Origin of the sequence: Pannonibacter indicus, from assembly GCF_001418225.1 — a bacterium.
Taxonomy (GTDB): Bacteria; Pseudomonadota; Alphaproteobacteria; order Rhizobiales; family Stappiaceae; genus Pannonibacter; species Pannonibacter indicus.
Window position 1 is genome coordinate 192,316 of the sequence record NZ_LIPT01000001.1, and the last position, 26,681, is coordinate 218,996.

General features: G+C 63.3%; 20 protein-coding genes and 1 other RNA gene. 9 read left to right on the forward strand and 12 right to left on the reverse strand.

The window, feature by feature from the left end:
- Position 1: 1 nt before the first annotated feature.
- Both glpQ and ASC48_RS00895 read right to left on the reverse strand, forming a co-directional pair.
- Entirely contained in the window at positions 2-1,012 is a 1,011-nt protein-coding gene (glpQ, locus tag ASC48_RS00890) for a glycerophosphodiester phosphodiesterase (protein WP_055453949.1), read from the reverse strand.
- A 49-nt stretch (positions 1,013-1,061) separates the two neighbouring features.
- A complete protein-coding gene (locus ASC48_RS00895; RefSeq protein ID WP_055453950.1) occupies positions 1,062-1,856 on the reverse strand; it encodes a thymidylate synthase in 795 nt (264 codons plus the stop codon).
- A gap of 123 nt (positions 1,857-1,979) precedes the next feature.
- On the opposite strand from ASC48_RS00895, the gene ssrA reads away from it, so the two are divergent.
- The 4 genes from ssrA to ASC48_RS00910 all read left to right on the forward strand — a co-directional run bounded on the left by ssrA (position 1,980) and on the right by ASC48_RS00910 (position 3,748).
- Positions 1,980-2,336: a transfer-messenger RNA gene (ssrA, locus tag ASC48_RS19230) on the forward strand.
- A 277-nt stretch (positions 2,337-2,613) separates the two neighbouring features.
- The gene (locus tag ASC48_RS00900; protein ID WP_055453951.1) at positions 2,614-3,222 is read left to right on the forward strand and encodes an SspB family protein; all 609 of its coding nucleotides are present in this window, start codon (positions 2,614-2,616) and stop codon (positions 3,220-3,222) included.
- Between the two features lie 77 nt (positions 3,223-3,299).
- Complete coding sequence (locus ASC48_RS00905; RefSeq protein ID WP_055453952.1) at positions 3,300-3,527, forward strand: DUF4169 family protein; 228 nt, start codon at positions 3,300-3,302, stop codon at positions 3,525-3,527.
- Positions 3,524-3,748: a ribbon-helix-helix domain-containing protein gene (locus ASC48_RS00910; protein ID WP_055453953.1), complete on the forward strand. Its 225-nt coding sequence runs from the start codon at positions 3,524-3,526 to the stop codon at positions 3,746-3,748. The genes ASC48_RS00905 and ASC48_RS00910 overlap by 4 nt, the downstream gene beginning before the upstream one ends.
- Before the next feature lie 233 nt (positions 3,749-3,981).
- On the opposite strand, the gene ASC48_RS00915 is transcribed toward ASC48_RS00910, so the two are convergent.
- Together ASC48_RS00915 and ASC48_RS00920 are read right to left on the reverse strand one after the other, a co-directional pair.
- Complete coding sequence (locus tag ASC48_RS00915) at positions 3,982-7,950, reverse strand: AsmA family protein (protein WP_055453954.1); 3,969 nt, start codon at positions 7,948-7,950, stop codon at positions 3,982-3,984.
- A 40-nt stretch (positions 7,951-7,990) separates the two neighbouring features.
- Entirely contained in the window at positions 7,991-9,403 is a 1,413-nt protein-coding gene (locus ASC48_RS00920; RefSeq protein WP_055453955.1) for an FAD-binding oxidoreductase, read from the reverse strand.
- Positions 9,404-9,651: 248 nt separating this feature from the next.
- Between ASC48_RS00920 and ASC48_RS00925 the strand changes: the two genes are divergently transcribed.
- Positions 9,652-11,316, forward strand: a complete 1,665-nt coding sequence (locus tag ASC48_RS00925) for a chloride channel protein (protein ID WP_055453956.1) — start codon at positions 9,652-9,654, stop codon at positions 11,314-11,316.
- Between the two features lie 296 nt (positions 11,317-11,612).
- Here the strand turns inward: ASC48_RS00925 and ASC48_RS00930 are convergent, their stop codons facing one another.
- A complete protein-coding gene (locus ASC48_RS00930; protein WP_055453957.1) occupies positions 11,613-13,427 on the reverse strand; it encodes an aminopeptidase P family protein in 1,815 nt (604 codons plus the stop codon).
- Between the two features lie 234 nt (positions 13,428-13,661).
- Here ASC48_RS00930 and ASC48_RS00935 point away from each other — a divergent pair, with 234 nt between their 5' ends.
- A complete protein-coding gene (locus ASC48_RS00935; protein ID WP_244269971.1) occupies positions 13,662-13,883 on the forward strand; it encodes a hypothetical protein in 222 nt (73 codons plus the stop codon).
- Between the two features lie 461 nt (positions 13,884-14,344).
- Here ASC48_RS00935 and ASC48_RS00940 read toward each other — a convergent pair whose 3' ends face one another.
- From ASC48_RS00940 to ASC48_RS00950, 3 genes are all read right to left on the reverse strand, one after another.
- Complete coding sequence (locus ASC48_RS00940; RefSeq protein WP_055453958.1) at positions 14,345-15,229, reverse strand: 50S ribosomal protein L11 methyltransferase; 885 nt, start codon at positions 15,227-15,229, stop codon at positions 14,345-14,347.
- A 63-nt stretch (positions 15,230-15,292) separates the two neighbouring features.
- Positions 15,293-16,534, reverse strand: a complete 1,242-nt coding sequence (locus ASC48_RS00945) for an ATP-binding protein (protein ID WP_167345103.1) — start codon at positions 16,532-16,534, stop codon at positions 15,293-15,295.
- 152 nt (positions 16,535-16,686) lie between these two features.
- Positions 16,687-17,403 (reverse strand): response regulator, encoded by a 717-nt coding sequence (locus ASC48_RS00950; protein ID WP_055453960.1) that lies wholly within the window; start codon positions 17,401-17,403, stop codon positions 16,687-16,689.
- Between the two features lie 178 nt (positions 17,404-17,581).
- Between ASC48_RS00950 and ASC48_RS00955 the strand changes: the two genes are divergently transcribed.
- A complete protein-coding gene (locus ASC48_RS00955) occupies positions 17,582-18,055 on the forward strand; it encodes a hypothetical protein (RefSeq protein ID WP_055453961.1) in 474 nt (157 codons plus the stop codon).
- Positions 18,056-18,192: 137 nt separating this feature from the next.
- Here the strand turns inward: ASC48_RS00955 and ASC48_RS00960 are convergent, their stop codons facing one another.
- A complete protein-coding gene (locus tag ASC48_RS00960; RefSeq protein ID WP_055453962.1) occupies positions 18,193-20,673 on the reverse strand; it encodes an ATP-dependent helicase in 2,481 nt (826 codons plus the stop codon).
- A 196-nt stretch (positions 20,674-20,869) separates the two neighbouring features.
- Between ASC48_RS00960 and ASC48_RS00965 the strand changes: the two genes are divergently transcribed.
- Positions 20,870-21,157 carry a GIY-YIG nuclease family protein gene (locus ASC48_RS00965; protein ID WP_055453963.1) on the forward strand — a complete coding sequence of 96 codons (288 nt, stop codon included), beginning with the start codon at positions 20,870-20,872 and terminating at the stop codon, positions 21,155-21,157.
- Positions 21,158-21,412: 255 nt separating this feature from the next.
- Here the strand turns inward: ASC48_RS00965 and ligA are convergent, their stop codons facing one another.
- Positions 21,413-23,572 (reverse strand): NAD-dependent DNA ligase LigA, encoded by a 2,160-nt coding sequence (gene ligA, locus ASC48_RS00970; RefSeq protein WP_055453964.1) that lies wholly within the window; start codon positions 23,570-23,572, stop codon positions 21,413-21,415.
- 193 nt (positions 23,573-23,765) lie between these two features.
- On the opposite strand from ligA, the gene ASC48_RS00975 reads away from it, so the two are divergent.
- Entirely contained in the window at positions 23,766-23,942 is a 177-nt protein-coding gene (locus tag ASC48_RS00975) for a hypothetical protein (protein WP_244269972.1), read from the forward strand.
- Positions 23,943-24,035: 93 nt separating this feature from the next.
- Here ASC48_RS00975 and recN read toward each other — a convergent pair whose 3' ends face one another.
- Together recN and ASC48_RS00985 are read right to left on the reverse strand one after the other, a co-directional pair.
- Complete coding sequence (recN, locus tag ASC48_RS00980; RefSeq protein ID WP_055453966.1) at positions 24,036-25,706, reverse strand: DNA repair protein RecN; 1,671 nt, start codon at positions 25,704-25,706, stop codon at positions 24,036-24,038.
- Between the two features lie 36 nt (positions 25,707-25,742).
- A complete protein-coding gene (locus tag ASC48_RS00985) occupies positions 25,743-26,594 on the reverse strand; it encodes an outer membrane protein assembly factor BamD (RefSeq protein WP_055453967.1) in 852 nt (283 codons plus the stop codon).
- Between the last annotated feature and the right edge of the window lie 87 nt (positions 26,595-26,681).

The window sequence follows — 26,681 nt, forward strand, 5'->3', positions numbered from 1 at the left end:
TTCACCGCCCCAGCGCCTTGAGGCCGAGATCCGGCTGATCGGTGAAGAACCCATCCGCCCCGGCCTCCGTCACCGTCAGGCGCACCAGCTCGTCAAAGCTCGCCGCAAAGGGCGGCAGGCGGTCGGCGCGCAGGGTATAGGGATGAACCGCAAGGCCAAAGGCCTTGGCATCGCGTACCAGCGGCGTCACCTCGGCCACGCCGTCCTTGTTTTCATCCGTCAGAACCTGCGTCAGCGATGGCCCGATCCCGTCCGCCACTTCGGCAATGGCTGCCAGCCCTTCCGGCGTCTTCAGCCAGTCGTAATCCGTGCCCGGCACCATGTTCCAGCTGTTCTCCCCCAGCAGTTGCACCAGCTTGCCCTTGTAGCCAAGCTCCTGCCGGACTCGGCGGATCTCATTGAAATCAAAGGACTGGAGATAGACCTTGGCATCGGCCCCGGCGAGATCATGCGCCTCCAGCACGGCAATCACCGCCTTGGCGAGATCCTGGCCTTCGCCCCGGTGGAAGGCAGGAGACTTCAGCTCCGGATAAATGCCGAACTCCCGGCCGCTTGTCTGCGAAAGGCCCTTCAGGAAAACGATCTCTTCTTCCAGGGTTGGCACCGTCAGGCCCATTTTCACCCGGGGAAAACGGCCGGGAAAGGCGAGGCCGCCGGTGCGCCCGGCCCGTTCCAGCACCTGCAGCTGGCGGATTTCCTCAAGGGTGAAGTCGATGACATAATGCAGGCCATCAGCCCGCGCCCGGCCCGCAAACACCTCCGCTACATCCGTCGTAGCATCCAGCGTGATGTCATGCAGCACGATGGGCACGCCATCCTTCGTCAGCACCACATCCTGTTCGATGTAATCCGCCCCCATGCCCACGGCCAGCGCCTTGGCGGCCAGCGTATGTTCCGGCAGATAGCCGGAGGCGCCGCGATGGGCGATAACAAGCGGTTCTGCCATGGCAGTGCCCGCCATCAGGACGAGGCCGAGCAGGGAGGCAGGCAGAAACTGGCAAGGACGGCCCATGGCGTCTCCTTTTGGGTGTCAGGCGAAACGTGGTCGAACCGCCGTCCGGTCAAACGGCAATCGGTGCCTTGATCGCGGGATGCGGATCATAGCCCGACAGCTGGAAATCCTCATAGCGGAAGGCAAAAAGATCGGTCACGTCCGGGTTGAGCACCATTACCGGCAAAGGACGGAACTCGCGGCCCAGCTGCTCACGCGCCTGATCGAAGTGATTGGCGTAAAGATGCGCATCCCCCAGCGTGTGGACAAAATCGCCCGGCTTCAGTCCGCAGACCTGCGCCACCATCATGGTCAGCAGCGCATAGGAGGCGATGTTGAACGGTACGCCGAGGAACACATCCGCCGAACGCTGGTACAGCTGGCAGGACAGCCGTCCGTCCGCCACATAGAACTGGAACATGGTGTGGCACGGCGGCAGGGCCATCTCGTCCACCAGCGCCGGGTTCCAGGCAGAGACGATCAGGCGGCGCGATTCCGGGTTCTTGCGGATCATCGCCAGCACATTGGCAATCTGATCGATGGACCGGCCATCGGGCGCAGGCCAGGAGCGCCACTGCGCCCCATAGACAGGCCCCAGGTCGCCATTTTCATCAGCCCACTCATCCCAGATGCTGACGCCATTGGCCTTCAGATAGCCGATGTTGGTGTCACCGGCGAGGAACCACAGAAGCTCGTGGATGATCGACTTCAGATGCAGTTTCTTCGTCGTGACGAGCGGGAAGCCCTCTTCCAGATTGAAGCGCATCTGGTGGCCGAAAACCGAGCGCGTCCCGGTGCCCGTCCGGTCGCCCCGGTCGATGCCCTCATCCAGAATGCGCTGCATCAGATCGTGATATTGCTGCACGTGGTTGCCCGTCCGCTGTCCTGTTCCGGCTGTCTGCCTGTTCTGGCCCGCTGTGGGCTTGGGCGCAAGGATTCATTGCCGGCGCGCGGCTCCTGACAGCCACTCCATCCACAGGCGCCCTGCCCCCTTTCAATCGGCAAGCGAAATGCCTATATTCCACCTGCCGGTTCACCGGCTATGGCGATAAATTGACTGTGTAATAAGCCTATCGGACCCGGGGGCGGTACCCGGCGCCTCCACCCAAGCCCACCCCAGAGGTGGGTTTCGGCGGGGGCGAAATAGGATCGACGAGGGTGTAAAGACTGCTCTTTCGCTCGGCATGGTACCGCCGATATCGGACCAAATCTGTAGTTGCAAACGACAACTATGCTCAGGACGTCGCTCTCGCCGCGTAATGCGGTGCGGGTTGTCCACCTAAAGCCCTGACGGGTAGCACTGTCAGGCGGGGTTCGGAGGCACCTGGCAACAGAAGCCTCCACTTGAACTCCCAAAGCAATCCAGAGATTTCCGCTGTTTTTCAGCTCCTCCAAGGCATTGCCCCTGCGTCATGCTCTTGCCACAGCGCCGCAGCATGCCCATTATTCCCCGCATGCGCCCTTTCCGGCATCCGGAGCGGAAGCGGCGTGGAGGACGGGTCTGCGAAAAGCCGGGATTACGAGCCTTTCAACAGGGCGGTATGTGACGCGAGGGGCTTTTCTTTTGACCGGCAAAGGGTCAAGGTGCCCGAAATTGATTTGATTCCGGCGGACAATAAAGAATGGCAGAAGACCTGCTCCGTTATGACATCATCGTGCAGGACGCCCTGCGGGCGGCGGTGAAGAAGATCCTTGCCGAAGTTGCCCGGACGGGCCTTCCCGGCGAGCACCATTTCTACATCGCCTTCGACACCAATGCTCCCGGCGTGCGGATTTCCTCGCGCCTGAAGGAGCGGTATCCGACCGAGATGACCATCGTTCTCCAGCATCAGTTCTGGGATCTGGCCATCGGCGAACACGCCTTTGAAGTGGGCCTGTCCTTCGGCGGAATTCCGGAGAAGCTGCTGATCCCCTTCAGCGCCATCAAGGGCTTCTTTGACCCCTCTGTCCAGTTCGCGCTGGAGTTCGAGCCGGGCAAGACCGCAGAACCCATTCCGGACGATCTGGTGGAAGCCGTCGGCGAACTTGCCAATCTGGAAGCTGCCGCTGCCAAGTCCCTTGAGGACAAGAACGTCAAGCCGGCCACACGCAAGACGGCGGCAAGCGCCAGCAAAGCCGAGAAGCCTGAAAAGGCCGCCAAGACGGACGCAGCGGAAGAGGGCTCCAAGGACGAAAAGCCGGCCGAAGGCGGTGAAGTCGTCTCGCTGGATGCCTTCCGCAAGAAGCCGTAAGATTCAGATCTGCGGAGGATCCGGTCACAGGGTCCGGGCCTCCCTGTTGGATCAGGTATCAGGGGGGAGGCTGAGGCATGGGCGCCGACATCATCAACCTGCGGCGGGCGCGCAAGGCCCGCGACCGGAAGGCACGGGAGAGCGAGGCCGAAACCAACCGCCGCCTCCACGGCCGCACCAAGGCGGAGCGCAAGCTCAAGGACGCGCTCGACAGCAAGGCGCAGCAGACGCTGGACGCCCATCAGCTGGAGCGCAAGGCCTCTTTTGATAAAACCGAAGATCCGGACCGGGATGGTCAGGCGTGACCTTCGTCAAGCGCTCCCTCAGCCTCAAGGGGCACCGCACCAGCCTGGCGCTTGAGCCCGATTTCTGGGCCGAACTCGACCGGATCGCCGCAGACCGCTCCCTCTCCCTCGCCGCGCTCATTGGCATGATCGATGCCGGGCGCGCACCAGATCAGCCCCTGTCCTCTGCCGCCAGAGTGTTCGTGCTGAGAGCCCTCAGGGCTGTGCCGGAGCAAGGGTGACGGAACGCCGCAAGCCTGGGTGCCGATTGAGAAACCCTTCTTGCGCCGTCATTCCTCCGCCCTGCCATGACTGATCATGACATCCATGCCGTTCCAGCGCACATCCGCAGCGGGAGTTCCGGCAATTTGCATCTGTTTCCGCAACGACCGCCACGGAATGGATGCCATGGCCGAGCCATGGCATAACGAATGGGTTGGGGTCTCTCAAGATGCAGCGCTCTTACCCGGAGGTGTCAGTTGCCGGGTGCCGGATAGGTGACAACGAGACCGCTGGGCATGGTGACCAGCACCGGTTGTGCCGGCTTGTTGGCCGGGATGCTGTCAGCCGGCCCTCCGGCGCCTGCATCGGAGCGCTGACCCTGCACACGCGGGGCAGCGGGAATTTCCTTCGCGGGCTCCAGCGGCGGCAAGGGGGCGACGCTTCCGGCCGCCTCCGGATCACGGCCTGCGGCACCGCTGCGTCCGGCGTTTCCAATGGCAGACTGGATCTTTTCTTCGAAGGTCAGCAGGTCGCCGATAGCATCCCCATTGGCGGGCTTCGGCCCCGTCTGGGCGCGCTCACTGCGCGAGGGCGCTGTACTCTGTGCATTTCCGCGCTGATCGGGAGCAGGAACGGATTCAGGGGCCTTTTCAGGTTGGCGTTCTGATGCGTTCCCGGCCGCGGCTTTTTCCGCAGCCGCCTTTTCCGCGGCCGCTTTTTCTGCAGCCGCCTTCTCGGCTGCGGCCTTTTCGGCCGTCCGATGCTGCTCTTCCGCCTCGCGGAAATATTTCATCTCGCGGGCCAGCCGGTCACGGTCGAGGATATCGGCCTGCAGGCGCTCCACCCGCTCTACTTCCTTCTCGAAGGCGCGCAAGGTGAGAAAGGCCATCAGCGGACCAGTGTCGATCCGCCGTTCCGGGTTGCCCAGAGGGCCGGAAAAGATCACGGCTGCCTGCGGTTCGGCCCCGGCAACCGCATCCTCGCCCGCATCGGCTTTCAGCGAAAGGTCGGCCTGCACCGTCCAGTCATTGAGATTGATCTGGCCGGAGCCAAGCAGAGCCGCCGCGGTTCCTTCAGCTCTGAGATTGCGCAGGCTGACCCGGCCGGCCGCCATCGACAGGGAGCCTTCGAGAGACGCGAAAGGCAGCGTGCCCGCATCCAGCTGGCTGATAAACAGGCTGCGGACCTTGTCTTCTTCCAGCTGCAGGCCGGAGTCGGCTGCGCGGATGATGAGGCTGAAAGCTTCCGGGTTCAGCGCCCGCAGCTCACCATCCTTCAGAGCCACCGTACCACCGCCGCTGAGCCCGGCGGCCAGGGCAGCAATGGACCGGCCGCTCGTTTCAAACTGCGCATTCACATCCAGCGTGCCGGTTGCCACGGCCCGGCCAGAGCGCTGCCAGACAAGGTTTTCGGCCTGCGCGCCGGTCAGTTGCAGCGTTCCGGAGAAGCCCGCCTCGCCCGCATTGCGGGTCAGGGCCACCTGCCCGCTCAAGCTGCCGCCGCCATAGCGGGCCTCAAGCCCCTCCAGCCGCAGGCTGTCCGGCACGATCCGCAGCTTCGCGGAAACCGTCTCAATGGCCGTTAGGTCATCCAGCCACAGTTTTCCGGCCTTGAGATCGAGACCAAGATCCATGTGCCCGGCAAAGGGCGTTCCAAGCGCCTGCCCCGGCCAGACGCCGTTCCCCTCGGCAAGCGCCCATTGATCGGCGCCCAGCATGACTTCCGACAACAGGCGGGCGTCGAGGGCCGAAAGGTCCAGCGCTCCGGAAATCCGGTAAAGGCCCGATCCTGCGGCTGGTGTCAGATCCCCCGTCAGGCGTCCGGCCACGGTCACACCGGCCATGACGCCCTTGATGTCGCTCAAGGTGAGCTTGCCGCCTTCACCCAGCAGATCAAACCGCAGGTCCGCCGTCAGATCCCCCGCCAGAGCTGGCAGCACCTGACCGGTCATCAGCACCGCAGGAGAAAGATCCTGCGACTTCAGCGTCACCCCGGCGGTGTAGCGCAGCGGCACGCCATCGCGCGGCAGTTCCATGTCGCCGACGGCTTCCAGACGGCTCGTTCCCGCCTTCGCATCAAGGCTGACGGCAAGGCTGTCGCCCGGCTGCCCGTTCAGTTTCAGCGCCAGTTCCGCCGCGCCAAGCCCCTCTTCCGAAGCCACATCGAAGCCGAGCTGGCGCAGCAGAAGCGCGCCTTCCGGCCCGGACATGTTCAGCGTCAAGGCCGCATCGCCATCGCGCCAGGCGTCCATCCGCCCGGCGAAGCGGCTGTCGAGGCCAATCTTGTTGCCGTTAACCTCGCCGGACAGCACCAGCCGCATCTCGCTGCCTTGGCCGGAAGGCTTGGCCTCAATACGCCCGTCCAGCTTGGCCGGCACCAGATAGTCACCGCCGATCTGCAAGCGCCGGGTCAGTTCACTATCCGGAGCCGCATTCTCGATGAGGGCATAAAGCCCGGCCAGCGAGCTTGCCTCCAGCGTTGCGTTGAGCGAGCCCGAGGGAACGGTCGTCAGATCCCGGATGGTGCCTAAGGCATCGATGCGCGCACCGGCCAGATCATTGGCGGAAAGTTTCGAGATCTTCAGCTGCTCGCCGTCATATCCGGCTTCCACCGTCAGGGCCTTGCCCTTGATGCCCCGGATCGACACTTCGCGGGCGTGAAGCTTCACGTCAATCTCTGCCCCGGCGAGCATCCCGCCCAGCGCATCAGCGCCAAAGGCCGGAGCCAGACCGGACACAAGATCCAGATCCAGCTTTTCTGCCTCAAGGCCGAGCGAGAACACGGATTTGCCATTGCGTTCATGAGTGTAGGCGATGGACCCGGCAGCCTTCGCCCCGTCAATATCGAGGCGCGAGACGGCAAAGCTCACGCCGCCGCTGCCCGCATCCAGCTTGCCTTCAAGCGCAACCGGCAGGCCGGTGAAGACAAGCCCGTTGTGCCCCTGCAGCCAGCCCGTCAGCAGGCCCGGCTGGGCAGAATTGAGCACCAGCGTTCCGCTGTAGGACGGCGCGCCTTGCAGGGACAGGTCCCCTTGCGTGGTCACCTGCGTGCGGCCCGGCAGGCGGCTTGAAAGCCGCAGCACTTTCCAGCCGCCCGCTGCCGTTTCAAGGTCCAGACGCGTGCCCTGAATGATCTCGCCGCCAGCCACAATGGCCGGAAGGTCAAGCGAGACCTCGCCCTTGAGCGTGTCCGGCGCCAGCGCTGCAAGACCGGAAAGAAGGCTTTGCCCTGCCGTGCGGATGGCCACAGGCTGCTGTGGGCCCTGCCCCAGCATCCGGTCCAGATCCAGCTGCCGCGCACCGGCCTTGATGAGGAACCGGCGCGAAGCCGCCAGATCAAGATTGCCCTCGCCCGTCAGCGTTACATGCCGCTCGTCCGGGCCATAGCGAAGTTCAAAGGAAGGCACCGTGATTGCAGCCGGGCCGGCCTTCACGTCACCCTGAACCCGCCACTCCTGCATGGAGGGATCATCGGAGGCAACGGAGGCGAGCGTAAACCGGCCGTCAAGCTCCGGCGCACCGGCCTTGTCGCTCAAAAGCGCATCAACGCTCAGCTGGGCGGGCGTCAGCGCCGGGGTCAGGTCTGCCTTGACACGGATGCCGCCGCCGGGCTGGCGTTCACCGGTGGCAAGGCGCAGGGACATGGGCTCGCCATTGCTGGAGAGACTTCCGTCCACCTTGAACGGGCCGTTGAGCGAGCGGGCGCTCACCACCACATTCACGTTCTCGATCTTGCGCGAGCCGCCGTCACGGGCATCGGACAGCGTCACACTGCCGTTGTTCACCTCGATCTGGTCGAAGGCGACGTTCTTCGGGTCCACCCGGGCAAGGCCGGCCTCGCTGCGCTCCATCAGCCAGTCAAGGCGGCCATACTCATCGAGCGCAAGGTTCGCCTGCGGCCGGTCCAGCCGCATTTCCACGACGCGGATTTCGCCCTTCAGCAGAGACGGCAGTTCGACGCGCATCTGAAAACGGGAGACGGACAGCAGTGGGTTTTCCGCATCTCCCACCCGCACATCGGTGAAGGTAAGCGCCGGGGCGGGCAGAAGGCTCATGTCGGCCTTGCCCAGCACCGTCACCTTGTGGCCCAGCGCCTCGCCGGCATAACGCTCGAAGGTCGAACGGTACGCTGTCCAGTCGACAAAGAGGGGCCCGACCAGCGCCGCCAGCAGCGCCAGGATGATAGCCACACCCGCCGTGATATAGACCGAATTCAGCGTCATTCTCCTGTTCTCGGGCGCCTGTTGCGTGCGGCCCCTGCCGTTACACGAGCACGATCTTGCCCGGATTCATGATGTTATCCGGATCAAGGGCAATTTTAAGGGTACGCATCACATCCAGTGCGTCTCCATGCTCTTTTTTCAGATATTTCATCTTGCCCTGCCCCACGCCATGCTCGCCGGTGCAGGTGCCCCCCATCTCGATGGCGCGCCAGTTCATCTGCTCGATGAAAGCCTCGCTCTCCGCCAGTTCCTTCGGATCGTTGACATCCACGAGCACCAGCGTGTGGAAATTGCCGTCGCCCACATGGCCGACGATCGGTGCCAGCAGTCCGCGCCGCTCGATATCGGCCACGGTTTCGGCCACGCATTCGGCAAGGCGGGAAATCGGCACGCAGACATCCGTTGACACAGCCTTGGAGCCGGGGCGCAGGCCCTGCGCTGCAAAATAGGCGTTGTGGCGCGCCGTCCAGAGCTTTGTGCGCTCCTCCGCCTGCGCCGACCAGCGGAAAGTGCCGCCTCCGCAATCCGCCGCAATCGCCTCGAACAGTTCCGCCTGTTCCTTCACGCCCGAAGCCGTGCCGTGAAATTCGAGGAACAGCGTCGGCGTCTCCTCAAGATCCAGCTTGGAATAGGCGTTGCAGGCGCGCACCTGCATCTTGTCCAGAAGCTCGATCCGCGCAACCGGAATGCCGGACTGGATGGTCATGATCACGGCGTTGCAGGCCGATTCCACATCCGGGAAGGGACAGACGCCGCCGGAAATGGCTTCCGGCTGACCGAAAAGCCGCAGGGTGATTTCCGTGATCACGCCCAGCGTGCCTTCCGAACCGACGAACAGCCGGGTCAGGTCATAACCGGCAGAGGATTTGCGCGCCCGGCCGCCCGTGCGGATGATGCGGCCATCCGCCGTTACCACGGTCAGCCCCAGCACCACATCCTTCATGGTGCCATAGCGCACCGCATTGGTGCCCGAAGCGCGGGTTGCCGTCATGCCGCCGATGCTGGCATCCGCGCCCGGATCAATGGGGAAGAACAGGCCCGTGTCACGGATATAGGCATTCAGCTGCGAGCGCGTCACGCCGGCCTGCACCACGCAGTCGAGATCTTCCGCGTTCACTTCCAGAATGCTGTTCATACGGCTGAGATCGATGGAGACGCCGCCGCCGGGCGCATTCACGTGGCCTTCCAGCGAGGAACCGGTGCCAAAGGGGATGACCGGCACCTTGTGCTGGGCACAGAGCCGGACAATCTCCGCCACCTCTTCCGTCGTCTGCGCAAACACCACAACATCCGGCGCCTGATTCGGCAGCCATGTGGTGGTGTGGCCATGCTGCTCGCAAACGGCTGCGGAGGTGAGGCACCGCTCGCCAAAACCGGCAGCAAGCGCAGCCTTCACGGCGGCGATGCCGTCCTCGTTGCGTTTCACCTGAACCTGCATGGCCGCCAGAGACATGGCGCATCTCCTCATCCTGTCATGAGGGCCTTGGTTTTCAGCCCTCTTGTGCTGGCGCACACTATCAAAGATGCCCCGCCACCCAAAGCTGTCTTGTGGGGCAAATCCCGGTTCTGTTGTCTCACCTGTTTCCTCCCGGCAAAAAGCCGTTGAAACGGATCCAGTTCTGACCGGGATTGCGGTAAGAAGGAACACGCGTGGCCAGCGGCCGCAGCATTTGCGTTTCCGGATGTGGAGAGCATCACGCCATGGCCAAAGGCCCCTCCCCGCTGTTTCCCCTCAAGATTCCCGTCAAGGCCGGAGCCGCGGCCATCGCCGCCGAGTTACGGCTGAACGTCCGGCATTTCCGTCATAGCAAGGCACCGCTCATCTGGGTGCTGGCCCTGTTCATCGGCGCCATCGTCTCCTGGGCGGCCATTTTCTTCCGCGAGCTGATCGGCCTCGTCCAGATGCTCTGGCTCGGCACCTCCAGCGAGGCGGTGGTGACGGCCGTTGCACAGGTGCCCTGGTATGTGGTGATGCTGGCCCCCGCAGCCGGCGGGCTGGTGGTGGGGCTGCTCCTGCATTTCGTCCAGCCCATGCAGCGGGCCTCCGGCGTGGCCGATGTGATCGAGGCCCGTGCCAGCGCCGGGCGCAGCCTGCACTTTTGGCCGGGCATGTCCTCCGCACTGATTGCCGCCCTGTCGCTCGGCTCGGGTGCCAGCGCCGGGCGCGAGGGACCGATGGTGCATCTGGGCGCGACCATCGCCACCAGCCTGGGCCGCCTGTTCAGCCTGCCGGATTCATCGCGCCGCATGCTGCTGGCCTGCGGTGTCGCCAGCGCGGTTTCCGCCTCGTTCAATGCTCCCATCGCGGGCGTGCTCTTTGCCCATGAAGTGATCCTCGGGCATTACGCCCTCTCGGCCCTGCCCCCAGTCGCCATCGCCGCCGTCACCGGCACCGTCTTCTCCCGGCTGTGGTTCGGTGATGTGGCAGCCTTCAACATTCCCGCCTATCAGATCACTTCCTACTGGGAGTTTCCCGCCTTCGCGCTTCTGGGGCTTGCCTGCGCCATCGTCTCCATCCTGTTCCAGTTTGCCTTGACCGGGACGGACTGGGTGGCACGCAACATTCCCCTGCCGCTGTGGCTGCGCCCGGTCACGGGCGGGCTGGCGGTCGGGGCCATAGCACTGATGTTCCCCCATGTGCTGGGCGTTGGCTACGAGGCGACCGATGAAGCGCTGAAGAACCAGCTGCCCCTGACGCTCCTGCTGGCCCTGCTGGTGGCCAAGACGGCGGCAACCGCAATAACCCTCGCCTCCCGCTTTGGCGGCGGCGTGTTCTCGCCTGCGCTCTATCTGGGCGCCATGACGGGCGGGGCCTTCGGCATCATCGCCGCCGCCGCCGTGCCGGACATGGCCTCCAGCGGCGGGCTCTATGCCATTCTCGGCATGGGCGCGGTCGCCGCTTCCGTCCTGGGCGCGCCCGTCTCGACGACCATGATCGTCTTTGAGCTGACCGGCGGCTACGGCCTGTCCATGGCGCTGCTGCTCTGCGTTTCCATCGCCACCGGCATCACCCAGGCGGTGCATGGACGCTCCTTCTTCCAGTGGCAGCTGGAAATGCGCGGCGTGCCGCTCAAGGACGGACTGCACCGCATGCTGGTGCGGGAAGTGCGGGTGGATGACTTCATGACGCCTCTGGCGCCCAGAGACACCGGAGACACCGGCCCGCTGACGCCGGACATGCCCGTGCTCTTCACGGACGAAACCCTCGACAAGGCCTTGAGACGATTCGATGAAACCGGCCAGACGCGGCTTCCCGTGGTACGCCGCTCAGCCCCGCTGGTGCCCGTCGCCACGGCGTTCCACGTGCATGCACTGGCACATTACAATGCCGTTCTGATTAAAGCGGCAGAAGAAGAACACCGGTAAAGGCCATATTTCTCAGTGCATTAACCGGAAAGCCGGAATCAAGCCACCAGGCAGGGACAGCACCGTCTCAGCGGCTTGAATCAATGTGTGAGGAACCGCCTCATCCGCAGACCCGGTCTCTCCTTCGTCATCCGGACGAGAGCGAAGCGAAGATCCGGGACCGGTGAGCCCCGGCCTGCCGGCTCTATTGACCCGTTGAACCAACCTGCGGCCCCGGCTCACTGGTCCCGGCTCGTGCTCTGCTTGGCCGGACGACGAGGGAGGGGCGGCAGGCCCGTAAAAGCCCCAAAGCCGGCTCAAACCGGCTCCGTCGCCTTTTCAAGCCAGATGCGGGTCTTGCCGTCGAGGTGCGGACCAACTTCGTGGCGGACGCGGGCGTGGTAGGTGTTGAGCCAGTTGCGCTCGGCCACCGTCAGCAGATCCGCATCCACCAGCCGCCGGTCGATGGGCGCCAGTGTCAGCGGCTCGAAGCCCAGCATGGGCCGCTCGCCACCGGGAATGTCCCGCGCCTCTGTCACCAGTTCCAGATTCTCGATGCGGATGCCGTATTCCCCGGCCGGATAATAACCCGGCTCGTTGGAGAGGATCATCCCTGGCTTCAGCGGCTGGCTGCCCGTCTTGGCAATGCGCTGCGGCCCTTCGTGGACGGAGAGATACGCCCCCACCCCGTGGCCGGTGCCGTGGTCATAATCAAGGCCCGCCTGCCACAGGGCGATGCGCGCCAGCGTATCAAGCTGTGCCCCCGTCGTGCCCTCCGGGAAACGGGCCGTGGCGATGGCAATATGCCCCTTCAGCACCAGCGTGAAGTGGCGCTTCATCTCCGCCGTCATCTCCCCCACCGCGATGGTGCGGGTGATATCGGTGGTGCCGTCCTCATACTGGGCGCCGGAATCGATCAGGAACGGGCGGTTCAGCGGGATCGGCAGATTGCTCTCCCGGTTCACCCGGTAATGGCAGATCGCCCCGTTCGGCCCGGCGCCCGAAATGGTGTCGAAGGAGATATCCTTCAGCACGCCCGTTTCAGCACGGAAGGCCTCCAGCTTTTCCGCCGCGCCAATCTCATCCAGCGTGCCCTTGGGCGCTTCCTCGTCAAGCCAGCACAGGAACCGGCAATAGGCCGCCGCATCGCGCAGATGCGCCGCTTTGGCCCCTGCGATCTCCGCTGCATTCTTGATGGCCTTGGGCAGCAGGACCGGATCGGCGGCCTCCACCAGCTTGCCGCCGGCCTCCGTGATCTTCGTGGCGATGGCTTCACCGGCAAGGTCCGGATCCACCATCACTGTCAGCCCCTCCTTGCCGAGGCTTTCCAGCGCGGGCAGGAACTGATGCGGCTCGGCAATATCGGCATAGGCCGAAAGCTCGCTGCGGACCTCGTTGGAGAGCTTGCGCCCGTCGATGAAGAGCACGGATCGCTGCGCCGCCTTGAGCACGGCAAAGGACAGCGGCAGCGGCGTGTGGGACACATCAGACCCACGGATGTTGAAAAGCCAGGCAATCGAATCGGGCTGGGTGATCACCACCGCATCGGCGCCGCGCTCCACGACAGAGGCCATGATGCGTGCGGTTTTGTCCGCAACGGCCTCTCCTGCCAGTTCCAACGGATAGAGAGAAACCGCGCCCAGCGGCGCCTCGGGACGGTCTTCCCAGACCGCATCAACCGGGTTCGTTTCGACTGCCACCAGTTCAGCCCCTGCCTTGGCGCAGACTTCGCGCAGGCGGCGGGTTGCGTTGAGCGTATGCAGCATTGGGTCAAAGCCCAGCTTCATGCCCTTGGAAAGATTCGCCTCGATCCACTTCAGCGGCGGCTCGTTGATGAGATGCAGCGGGGTAAAAACCTCGCAATCCACCTGCTCGCGCACCTGCAGCGTATAGCGGCCGTCCACGAAGATCGCCGCCTTGCCGCCCAGCACGGCGGCCACGCCCGCCGAGCCGCCGAAGCCGGTCAGCCATTGCAGGCGGCAATCGCAAGGCGGGACATATTCGCCCTGGTGCGCGTCGGCGCGGGGGATGAGGAAACCGTCGAGGCCACGGCGGGCAAGCTCTGCCAGAAGGGCCTGAAGCCGCGGACGGCCAACGGAAGGATCGGTGGGGGTATCAAAAGTCTGGAACATGAAGCGGAGCCTAAACCCGCCGCCCCGGCCATACAATCTCAAAGGCAGCGCCCGTCCACATGCAGCAAGGTTAAAAAGCCGTTTCCTTTCGCACTGCGGCATAGTCTTTTCGCACATGCAATAAACGCAAGGCAGTCATGCGGTTCCATGTCTTTTCGAAATGGCCGGATGAGGCCATATTCAGCCCGTGACGAGGGAGGAACCTAGCCACACCGAATTTATGGAGAAATCCAAATGGCACTTTCGACTGTTACCTCCACGATGATCGCCGCTGATCGCCGTTCGTCCCGCAGCATCATCCGCCGCGCTTTCGATCATATGATCGCTGCGCGTGAGAAGCAGGCCCTGCGTTATGTCAACGGCTACCTGCTGTCGCTGGACGATGCCACGCTGGCAGCTTACGGCTATGATCGCGAAGAACTGCGCCGCCAGGGCTCGCTCACCAGCGCGATCTGAGACGGAAACCATATCGCAGCCGCGGCGGAGTAATCCGCCGCCCGGACTGCGGGATGACAAGGCTCCTTCGAGGGCCTTTTTTTTCCGTTTTGGGGCAATGATTTATGGCGCGTGACGGAAACAGGCGGCCAGCGGGTTGAACGCGCCATACGTCAAGACGGTCAGCTGTGGATGGCCGCATGGCCTTGCCGTTCTCTGACGCGGTCCCCCCGGGCCGAACACAGTGAGGACCCGGGGACCACTCGCTTGCAGAGAGTTGCAAATGTCCTGAAGCTTCGCGGCAAGTTCCTGTCCGAAATCTGATGCGCCACTGTAGCCAAGTCTTACCGTTCTGGAAGCGGGTAGCCCCCGGGTCTGCGCTTCGCTCCGCCCGGGGTGACCGCCCTGGGAGCGCCTCGCTTTGACACCACCCCATGCAAAAGGCGGGCACAGGGCCCGCCTCATCCTCGTCCAAGCTGCCGTCAGCCGCGCCCGCGCGTCAGGGTAAGCGTGATCCAGCCGTTCTTTTCAAAGCGCCGCACAAGGCGGAAGCCCTGCGTGCCATAGGCGAAGAGGATGCGCGGGCCGTCCTCGATCCGCAGGCCCGAGAGCACCAGCGTCGCGTCTGCCGTCATACGGGCCGAGATGCTCTTAGCCATCTGCATCAGCGGACGGGCCAGAATATTGGCAATCACCAGATCAAACGGACCGTATTCGGCAAAGCGCCGGTCTTCCACGCCTGCGGCGGTGAAAGTGCGCACGAAATTGCCCACACCGTTCAGCACAGCGTTTTCCGCTGCCGTCTGCGTTGCCACCGGATCAATGTCGCTGGCAATTACCTGCCGGCGGGATAGTTTGGCCGCCGCAATAGCAAGGACTCCGGTGCCGGTGCCAATGTCGAGAATCTTGTCGAAACGCCAGTGGCTGAGCAGACGGCTGATCTCACGCAGGCAGCCTTCCGTGGTGGCATGGTGCCCGGTGCCGAAGGCAAGCGCGGCTTCAATCTCGATGCCGATGCTGCCCGCAGGCACCGTGCCCCGGTCATGGCTGCCGTGGATGAGGAAACGCCCGGCCGGCACGGGAGCCAGCCCTTCGAGGCTCTTCTCCACCCAGTTCAGGTCTTCAAGCACCTCGGCTTCCACCGGCGCGGCAAAGGCATCAGCGCCCAAGCGGTCCTTCAGCTCATCGGCAGCCTCGTCCGGCTCCATGCCGAACATGAGGATTTCGACCGCCCAGACCGAGCCGTCCGGCACGAATTCATAGACCGTGACCGGATTGCCATCGTCCTCATAGGCCTGTTCCACGATCCCGTAGATACGCTTGGCTTCCAGTTCGGCGGCACAGATCCGCACTCTCACAGTCTGCATGAAATCCTCGGCAGCTTGGCAATGACGTGGCCGATATAACGCCAGCGGCCCCAAACAGCCAGCCTATTCGGGCGCCGCTGGAGCGAGCGGCAGCGTTATGCGGGCCGTGAGCCCACCACCGGGCGTATCAAGCAGCTCAAGCTGCCCGCCATGGGCTTCCACGATGGAGAGCGTGGTCGACAACCCGAGGCCAAATCCGGTCCCCGCCTCCGAACCGATGGACCGGGCACTGTCCCCTCTCACGAAGGGCAGGAGCATGCGCTCCTTCTCGGAAGAGGAAATGCCAGGTCCATGATCGATGACGTCGATGACGGCCCTGCCATCCCTGGAAGTGAGTACCACCGTCACTTCGCCCTGCCCGTCAGCCGCATAGCGCAAGGCATTGCCGGCCAGATTCTCGACCGCCCTGACAAGCTCACTGGGCCGGGCCAGAACCTTGATATCACCCTCTGCCTCAAGCGCGATCACATGGCCTGAATCCTCATATTCATCCCGAATGCCTTGCAGCAAGCTGGGAACATCAATGCAGACGGAGGCTTCACCGGTGCGGCCCTGCCGCAGAAACGTCAGCGCTCCATCGATCTGGGCTTCCATCACCTTGAGATCTGCAAGGCTGCGGCGGCGCTGGTCTTCATTTTCGATCAGTTCGAGCCGGAGGCGCAGGCGGGTCAAAGGCGTGCGCAGGTCATGGCTGATGGCGGCCAGCATCTGGGTGCGGCGCTCGATCAGGTCGTGGATCCGCTGCTGCATCCGGTTGAAGGCAAGTGCCGCATCCCGCACTTCCTGCGGCCCGCGCGCGGCGAGCGGCGCTAGGATTGTGGTGTTCTCGCCAAAGCTGGTCACCGCCTTTGACAGGTCGGACAAGGGCCGCACCAGAGTGCGCAGGGCCCAGATCAGCAGCATGGAAACACTGATGATCAGGAAGATGAGCAACTGGAAAAGGGGATCACCCAGGATCGGTGGCCTGTCCCTCGGCAGCATGTCACTTTCGACCAGCGTGCCGTCGGACAAGCGGAAAACCAGTTGCGGAACCCGGCTGTCATTGGCCTGATCATCCGGTCTCCCGCCGGATCCGTCCGCCCCGTCCCCATGCAGCAGGACACCGAGAAATTCGACCCCCTTTGTCACAGCTCCAGGTGCGAGCGGCCAGAAAGGCGGCAGCCGCTCCCTCATCTGATCAATCTCTGCCGGCGCCGAGATCGTCAGCTCCAGCTCCGGATAGTCACCCCTGACGTCCTCCAGAATAGCCTGCCGGACAGCCGGATCAGCCTCATCAAGACGGACGGCCGCAGCCGCAGCGCGCATGGCATGCAGTGACAGTTTCGCATTCGGCCCCTGAGGCCGGCTCAGAGTGATCGCAGCGACTGCAAATATAACAAGAACCGCAAGAGATGAGATCATCACCAGCAGCATCTGCGGGGCAATGCGCTTCGGCCATAACCATGCCAGGGCCCGTATCAAACTGGCTTCACCTCTCCAACGAACTCGTAGCCGCCGGCACGGACAGTGCGGATGAACTGCATCCGCGCGCCCGCCGCATCCATCTTGCTGCGCAGGCGGCTCACCAGAATGTCAATGTTGCGGCCCGTCATGCTGACGTTGATGCCCTGGGTGAGTTCCACCAGCTGCTCGCGGCTCAGGACACGGCCATGGCGTTCGCACAGCACCTGTAACAGATCAAACTCGGCCGGCGTCAGGCTGACCAGCGCGCCCTTGGGGTTGAACAGATGGCGCGTCTCGCAGTCAAGCACCCAGCCATCAAAGCCCAGCTTCTTGCCGGAGACAGCCGGGGTCGCCGCCCCCATTTCAACGCGGCGGAACATCGCCCGGATACGGGCAATCAATTCGCGCGGGTTGAACGGCTTTGGCAGATAGTCATCCGCCCCGACTTCCAGACCGATTACACGGTCAAAGTCATCGGCCTTGGCCGATACGATGATGATCGGAATACTGCTGGTGCCTCTCAGGCGGCGGCAGATGCTCAGGCCATCCTCGCCCGGCAGCATGAGGTCCAGCACGACGAGATCGATCCGCGCGCTGTGCAGCACACGCTCCATCTCGCCTGCATGGCGCGCGAGGCTCACCTTCCAGCCCTGCCCCGTCAGATGCTGCTCAATCAGTTCGCCGATTTCGGGGTCGTCCTCGACAACGAGGATATGTTCAGTCTGTTTCATGAGCCGCAATATGACTCAACTGCGCCGCATTTCAATTATTTTTCGCCGATTATTTCTTCTGATTTCCGTAGTTTCTTTAGAAAAATAAAGAAAAGAACGAGAAATAATTCATTAATTTCGCATTAACCTTTGCCATTCACTGTTCATTATATTGCAAGCAAAAGGAAAGGCTGCAACCATGATGTCCATTGGGCCATCGGGCATTCAGTCTCCCCAGCAGTATTTTCAGTCCAAGCTGACGGAGCAGGTAAGTTCCGGAGAAATCACGTCCAGCGACATGGACGCAATGCTTTCCGCGCTGGAAGCAATTGATAGCGAAATGGGGCCCGGCGGCTCCGCGCCATCAGCTCCGCCCAGCCGGGAAGAAATGCAGACAAAACTTGAGAGCCTGCTGTCTGAACAGGTTGAGGCCGGCACGCTGACACAGGACCAGGCGGACGAACTGGCCTCCCTGTTCGAAAGCGGTGAAATGGCCCCTCCCCCGCCTCCGGGCGGCGGCGGCGGCATGCCGCCCATGACCGAAGATGATGACACCACTGAGGACATTCTGGCGCAACTGCTGGAAGAACTTCAGACAAAGACCGGCTATTCAGCGTCCGGAACAAACACGGTAGCGTCTTCCACATCCCTTATCGTCGACTATACCGCCTGAAACTCAGCATGCGGCGTCAATAACAGGGGCAGGGTTAGGCCAGCGCATGACAGGGCGCTGGCCTTTTCTCTGCTGATCCGGCGTGCGGCGCCCGAGCCATGACAAGGCGCGGTTCGCCGGCATCGGAAAACTTGGTGTCAATGCCGCTCGACAAAGCTGTCGATCACCCGCTTCTCGCCGGCCTTCTCGAAGTCGATGGTCAGCTTGTTGCCCTCAATCGCCCGGATCGCGCCATAGCCGAACTTGATGTGGAACACCCGTTCACCGATCTCGAACTGCGAGGGCTTGTCCGCCACGGAGCGGGCCACCAGCTCGCCCTCGATGGTCAGCGGCCCTTGCGCCCGGCTGCGGGCAGAGCGCATGTCGCCGCGCCGCCCGTAGTCCTCGCCGCCCGCCCGCGCCTTCTGCGCCCGCTGCCAGCCAGGTGTCGCGTAAGTGTTCTGGAAGGCATCGCGGCTGTCGAAGCGTGACACGCCGTAGCTGTTGCCCCCGCCATAGCCGCCGCCGCTGTAGCCGCCATAGCGGCTGGAGCTTTCGACCACTTCCACATGATCCTCCGGCAGCTCATCGAGAAACCGCGAGGGAATGCTCGACTGCCAGGAGCCATGGATGCGCCGGTTGGAAGCAAACCAGATCTTGGCCCGCTGCCGTGCCCGGGTGATTCCCACATAGGCAAGCCGCCGCTCCTCCTCCAGCCCGGCCCTGCCGCCGTCGTCCAGTGCCCGCTGATGCGGGAAGAGCCCCTCTTCCCAGCCCGGCAGGAACACCGTGTCGAACTCCAGCCCCTTGGCCGAATGCAGCGTCATGATCGACACCGCATCGGCCGCGTCGGCCGAATCCCGGTCCATGACGAGGGCGATATGCTCCAGGAACCCCGGCAGGGATTCGAACTCTTCCATGGAGCGGATGAGTTCCTTGAGGTTGTCGAGCCGCCCCGGCGCCTCGGCGGACTTGTCCTGCCGCCACATCGCCGTATAGCCGCTTTCGTCCAGAATGATTTCCGCCAGTTCCGAATGCTTGATGCAGGTGAGCTGCGCCCGCCAGCGGTCGAGATCCGCCAGCAGATCCATGAGCGCCTTGCGCGCCTTGGGCTTGATCTCTTCCGTACGGCACAGCTGCATTGCCGCCTCGATCAGCGGAATGCGCTGCGCCCGGGCCAGTTCATGCACGATCTTCAGCGTCGCCTCGCCAAGACCGCGCTTGGGCGTATTGACGATGCGCTCGAACGCCAGATCATCGGCCGGCTGCACCACACAGCGGAAATAGGCCATGGCATCGCGGATTTCGAGCCGCTCATAGAAGCGCGGGCCGCCGATGACGCGGTAGTTCAGCCCCAGCGTGATGAAACGGTCTTCAAATTCGCGCATCTGGAAGGACGCGCGCACCAGAATGGCGATCTGGTTGAGCGGATGCCCCTTGCCCTGCAGCGCCTCGATTTCATCGCCGATGGAGCGGGCTTCTTCCTCCGAATCCCAGGCGGAGGCCACCGTCACCGGTTCGGCCTCCGGATCCTTGTCATCTGTGAACAACGTCTTGCCCAGCCGCCCCTCGTTATGGGCGATCAGATGTGAGGCCGCGCCGAGAATATGAGCCGTGGAGCGGTAATTCCGCTCCAGCCGGATGACGAGCGCGCCGGGGAAATCGTGTTCGAAGCGCAAGATGTTGTCCACCTCCGCGCCGCGCCAGCCGTAGATCGACTGGTCGTCGTCACCCACGCAGCAGATATTGGCATTCCCCTGCGCCAGCAGCCGCAGCCACAGATACTGGGCGACGTTGGTGTCCTGATACTCATCCACCAGCATGTAGCGGAAGCGGCGCTGATAGTCTTTCAGTACGTCCGGCTGGGTCTTGAACAGGGTGATGCAGTGGAGCAGCAGGTCGCCAAAATCCGCCGCATTCAGCACGGACAGCCGGTCCTGATACTCCTCGTAAAGCTTGCGCCCCTTGCCATTGCCGAAGGAGCGTGCCTCGCCTTCCGGAATGTCCTTCGGCGTCAGGCCACGGTTCTTCCAGCTGTCTACCTGTGCGGCAAACATGCGCGCCGTCCAGCGCTTCTCATCCAGCCCCTCGGCCTGGATCACCTGTTTCATCAGGCGCAGCTGATCGTCGGTGTCGAGGATGGTGAAGCTGCTCTTGAGGCCCACCAGCTCCGCATGGCGGCGCAGGATCTTCACGCAGATGGAGTGGAACGTGCCGAGCCACGCCATGCCCTCCACGCCCTCGCCCACGTAACGGGCGATGCGCTCCTTCATCTCGCGCGCCGCCTTGTTGGTGAAGGTCACCGCAAGGATCTGCGAGGGATAGGCCCGGCCGCTCGCCAGAATATGCGCGATGCGGGTGGTCAGAACCCGCGTCTTGCCGGTGCCAGCCCCTGCCAGCACCAGAACCGGCCCGTCGGCACTTTCCACTGCCAGCCGCTGTTCCGGGTTGAGGCCTTCGAAATACTCCGGCGCCCTGCCCTGCTGGCCAGCCCCCTGCCGCGCCGCCAGGGCCCGCGCCGCAATGCCGCCGCCCTGCGGCCAGTGGGCGGCAACAGGCGCAGGTCCCGGCCCAAACCCGGCATCATACTCGGCGTCAATATCGCTCCAGTCGTCGGAAAAACCGGGAGGCACAGTCATTCATCCAGCCAGGGTTCGGGTGCATTTCATGGAGAACAATATAGCAACAATCACGGCAAGAGCGAGGCTTTGAGGGGAATATAATGGGGGAAAGGATGGGAGGGGACTAACGCACTGGATCATCCTATCCGGAAGATCGATTGTATTTACCTCTACCTCCCTTCATGATTGCTAGCACATGCAGGATGGATGAAACGTGCCGTTCCATGTCTACACCACAGTCAGCGGGATGAATGGCACCTTGTACACCAGGGTAACGAATGATCTTGCCCGCCGCATTCACGAGCACCGGACATGCATCGGCTCAGCATTCTGCAAGAAACACAGTGCAGTTCTGCTGGTCTATTACGAAACATTTGAGGATCCAGAGACGGCCATCAGCGCAGATAAGCGCATCAAACTCTGGCAGCGCAGCTGGAAGATCCAGCTGATCGAGCGCTTCAATCCCGGCTGGAAGGACCTTTATCTGACACTCAACAAGTGACAGCACTGGAGTACTCGCCACGTGCATCACTTCAACAGGAAGCACAGCCCCACCCCACACACCGTGCCGCCCCGGGCGGAGCGGAGCGCAGACCCGGGGTCCACTCACTCCCAGAGTGGTGAGGCTGCGGCAGAACGGACAGGCTTGCACAAAATCCCGTTGCCGCAGCACTCGGGAATACGGCATCTCTCTGCAAGCGAGTGGGCCCCGGCTCGCGCTGCGCTTGGCCGGGGGTGACTCTGTGCCAGCCTCCCCTCACCCGCCAACCAGATCGAACCAGCCGTCTTCCGTGATCACCTCGATGCCCAGATCCCGGGCCGTCTTGAGTTTGGAGCCAGCGCCGGGGCCGGCAACCACGAGGTCGGTTTTCTTGGAAACCGAGCCGGCCACCTTGGCGCCCAGCCGTTCGGCCATGGCTTTTGCCTCGTCGCGGGTCATGCGCTCCAAGGAGCCGGTAAAGACGACGGTCTTGCCCGCAACCGGCGAGCCTTCGGCACTGATCTTTTCGGCGTCCTGCGGTGTCACTTCGGCCAGAAGCGCGGCAAGGGCCTCCCGGTTGTGGTCTTCCCCGAAGAACTGCACCACCGCCTCGGCTACGGTTTCTCCAATGCCGTCGATGGCGTTGAGTTCGGCCCAGGCCTCGCTGCTGCGGTCCTGCGCAGCTTCCATGGCCGCTGAAAAAGCTGAGAAAGAACCATAGGCACGGGCAAGAAGCTTGGCGTTCCCCTCGCCCACGTGGCGGATGCCGAGCGCAAAGATGAAGCGGTGAAGATCGATGCGGCGGCGGGCGTTGATCGCCTCGAACAGGTTCTTCGCTGAAACGGCGCCCCAGCCTTCCCGGTTGCGCAGCTTGGTCAGCGCCAGTTTGTCACGGGCCTCCAGCGTGAAAATCTCCGCCGGACTACGGACCAGCCCTTCGGCAAAGAAGGCATCAATCTGCTTGTCGCCAAGCCCCTCGATATCAAAGGCATTGCGGGAGACGAAATGCTTCAGTTTCTCGGAAGCCTGCGCCGGGCAGATAAGGCCACCGGTGCAGCGGCGCACGGCATCCGGGCGGCCCGTCTTGCTGTTGATTTCCCGCACCGCATGGCTGCCGCAGGCAGGGCATACGTCCGGGAAGACAAAGGGCACGGCATCCGCTGGGCGGCGCTCCAGATCCACTGCAATCACCTGCGGGATCACGTCGCCCGCGCGCTGGATCTGCACCGTGTCACCGATGCGCAGGTCCACCCCGCCCCGGATCGGCTCGCCATCGGTGCCGATGCCCTTGATGTAATCCTCGTTATGCAGCGTTGCGTTGGAGACAACGACACCGCCCACCGTCACCGGCTCAAGCTTGGCAACCGGCGTCAGGGCGCCGGTGCGGCCGACCTGGATCTCGATATCCCGCAGGATCGTATAGGCCTTCTCCGCCGGGAACTTATGCGCAATCGCCCAGCGGGGCGAGCGGGAGACAAAGCCGAGCCGCTGCTGCAGGTCCAGCCGGTCCACCTTGTAGACGACGCCATCAATGTCATAGCCAAGGCTGGCGCGGTCTTCCTCGATGCCGTGATAGACGGCCAGAAGCTCCTCGACGCTGGTGCAGCGGACCATGCGCGGGTTGATGGCAAAGCCCCAGTCGCCGAAACGGCGCACCATGTCAAACTGAGTGTCACAGGGCACCTCGCTCATCTGCCCCCAGGCATAGGCAAAGAAGCGCAAGGGGCGTGAGGCGGTGATCTCCGGGTTGAGCTGGCGCAGCGAACCGGCCGCCGCATTGCGCGGATTGGCGAAGACCTTGCCGCCGTTGCCGGCCATGCGCGCGTTCAGCGCCGCAAAATCGGCATGGGACATGTAGACTTCGCCGCGCACCTCCACCACCTCCGGCACACCGGCTGGCAGTTCATGCGGGATATCGGCGATGGTGCGGGCATTGGCGGTCACGTTCTCACCCACCGAGCCATCACCACGGGTGGCGGCGCTTACGAGGACACCCTTCTCGTAGCGCAGCGACAGGGACAGCCCGTCAATCTTCGGCTCGGCCGTGACGGCAAGCTCGCCCATCAGCGGATCGAACTTCAGGAAGCGGCGGACGCGGCCCACGAAGTCGCGCACATCCTCATCACTGAATGCATTGTCGAGGGAGAGCATCGGCACCGCATGGGTGACCTTGCCAAACCCATCAGCGGGCGCGGCGCCGACCCGTTCCGACGGGCTGTCCGCCCGCACCAACTCTGGAAAGCGCGCCTCGATGGCGGCATTGCGCTGGCGCAGGGCATCATAATCCGCATCGGAAATGACTGGCGCATCCTCGCCGTGATAGCGCGCATCGTGGAAGGCGATCTCGCTGGCGAGCCGCTGCAATTCGGCTGCGGCCTGCTCAAGCGTCAGGGCCTCGACGGCGGTGTTGGCGTTGGAGCTGTCAGTCCCGGTCATGGCTGTCTTCCACAAGGCATCAGCAGGCGGGCAAAGGCCCGGCGGCCAAAAAGTTCATATACCGATGGAACCGGAAGCAGGGCTGCCGGGTTCTGTCTGCGAACAGAGCTTTTAAAGCCAGAAAAAGGAGAGGCCAATGCCCGCGAACAATAATTCAGCAAAGCTTCGTCCCGGTAGCAATGCAGGTTGGTTTGTGGCAGGCGCCCTCGCCGTGGCTCTGGTCGGCGTCGCGCTTTATGCGGCGGAAGGCGGTTTCGCCAAACAGGACAAGGCCGTGATCGAGCTGAATATCCCGAATGTGGGTGATGGCAAGATCGAACTGCCCAAGCCTCAGGAAGGCCCGATGACAACGCCGACGACGCGGGAGTAATCCCCGTACAAGGCAGAGGCAAGACACTCCAAGTCAGGTGAAATCCCCCCGCACCTGACCTTCATGGCCCACGCTCCACGCAAGCCCCCCAACTCAGCCCGGAGCGTGGGCCATGAGCTTTTCAGCCGCCGCACGGGCTTCATCGGTGATGACGCTGCCCGCCAGCATCCGGGCGATTTCCTCGCGCCGGTGCGCATCATCAATCGGGGTGATGCGGGTGGCCACCCGGTCCTCGGCGACCGCTTCCTTCGAAATCAGCAAATGACCATTGGCACGGGCCGCCACTTGCGGCGCATGCGTCACCGTCAGCACCTGCACGGAGCGGGCAAGCCGCGCCAGACGCAGGCCGATCGCCTCCGCCACGGCACCGCCCACGCCCGTGTCAATCTCGTCGAACACCAGCACCGGAACGGAACCGCTGTCCGCCAGGGACACCTTGAGCGCCAGCAGAAAGCGGGACAGTTCGCCGCCGGAGGCAACCTTCATCATCGGGCCGGGGCGCGTGCCGGGGTTGGTCTGCACCCAGAATTCCACCGTATCAACACCGCTCGCCGACCTGTTCTCCGGATCACTGGTCATCTCGACGATGAAGCGCGCCCGCTCCAGCTTCAGGGCCGGAAGCTCGGCGGCAACAGCTGCCTCCAGCGCACGGGCCGCCGTGGCACGGCGGGCGGAAAGATTTGCCGCGAGGCCATCAAAGATCCTGCGGGCAGCTTCAGCTTCTGCGGCCAGCGCATCCAGCTTTTCCTCGCCCGCATCCAGATCATTAAGGTCAGCCGCCATTTTCTGGCGCAGGGCCGGCAGCTCATCCACCTGAACGGAGAACTTGCGGGCCGCAGCGCGCAATGCAAACAGCCGCTCCTCGGCAGATTCCAGTTCGCGCGGATCGAAATCCGTCTCGCGGATGGCAGCTTCAAGACCCGAACGGGCTTCCTCGAGGTTGTCGAGCGCCGTTGCCAGCGCCGCCACCGGGCCGGAGAGCAGCTTTGGCACCTGATCGGCCTTGCGCTCCAGACGGCGCAGCAGACTGGACAGTTCCGGGACCGGTGACGCGCCGCCGTTCAGCGTTTCATAGGCCTCGTTGAGGTCGGTGGCGATCTTCTCCACCTGCATCATCTCGGCCCGGCGCAGCGCCAGCGCCTCTTCCTCACCCTGCTTCGGGTCGAGGGTCTTCAACTCATCCACGGCCGAGCGCAGAAAATCGGCTTCGCGGCGGGCGGCCTCAATGCGGGACTTGTGATCGCGCAGCGCCTTTTCCGCCTTGCGATAAGCGGAATAGGCCGCTTCAACCGCCGTCAGATCGCCCTGCAGCACCCCAAAGGCGTCCAGCAGCAGGCGGTGGCTTTCAGGATCTACGAGCGCCCGCTCGTCGTGCTGGCCATGCACCTCGACCAGCATCTGCCCCGCCTGCCGGAGAAGGCCGACGCTGACGGGCTGGTCGTTGATGAAGGCCCGGCTGCGGCCATCGGCCGTCTGGATGCGGCGCAGGATGACATCGCCATCGTTGGGCACGTCGTTTTCGCGCAGCAGAGCGCGAACGGGATGGGCATCCGCAACATCGAAGACGGCGGCCACCTGCCCCTGCGCCTCACCGTGGCGCACAAGCCCAGCATCGCCCCGCCCGCCAAGGGCAAGTGTCAGCGCATCGAGAAGGATGGACTTGCCTGCACCGGTTTCACCGGTCAGCACAGTCATGCCGCCGGAAAACTCGATGTCGAGCCGGTCGATGAGGACGATATCGCGAATGGACAGCGTCGCCAGCATGTGAAATTGCCCCGCCCTGATGACCCGGTATCCGGATCAGAACACATTCACCCCCTGGAAGGCGCGGCTGATCCAGCTCGACTTGTTCTCGGAGGGCTCATATCCGCCCTTCTTCAACAGCGAGAAAGCGTCCTTGTACCACTGGCTGTCAGGATAATTGTGACCAAGGATGGCCGCAGCGGTCTGCGCCTCGTTCACCACACCCAGCGCGTAATAGCCTTCGGTCAGACGGAACAGGGCTTCCTCGACGTGGCGGGTGGTCTGATAATTGATCACAACCGTCTTGAAGCGGTTGATCGCCGCGATGTAGTTGCGCCGCTCCAGATAGTAGCGGCCAACCTGCATTTCCTTGCCCGCCAGCTGATCTTCCGCCATCAGCAGCTTGGCCTTGGCGTCCGCCGTGTATTCGCTGTTGGGATAGCGCTGGATCAGTTCGCTGAAGGTCTGAGCGGCCTGCTCGGTGATCTTCTGGTCGCGGGTGATGTCCGGAATCTGGCGCTGATAGGACTGGCCCTTCAGATACAGCGCATAGGCCGCATCTTCACTGCCCGGATAAAGCGTGATGAAGCGGTCGGCTGCATTGATCGTCTCGGCGTAGCGGCCCAGCGAGAAATTGATGTAGGCAAGGTTGATCAGCGACTTCCGGGCGTACTCGGAATAAGGGTAGGTCTTGTCGACCTCGGAGAATTTCTTGCCGGCATCGCTCAGGCGGCCTGCATTGCGCAGCGCCAGGCCCTCGTTGAACAGCACTTCGGCCGGTGTATCGTCCAGCGCCAGGTCGTCATCGTCCTTGGATGCGCAAGCCGACAGGGTCAGTGCACATACCAGCATGATCGAGCCAAGAAGGGCAGTCTTTCTGCCGGAACGCTTGCCAGCCTCTGTTGCCATGTTTCGCAGCACGCCTCACCACTCCTTGCCCGAGTTATGCATGAGCCCCCTGCCCAGGGGCCACAGTCCGGTTACCAAACACGTTCC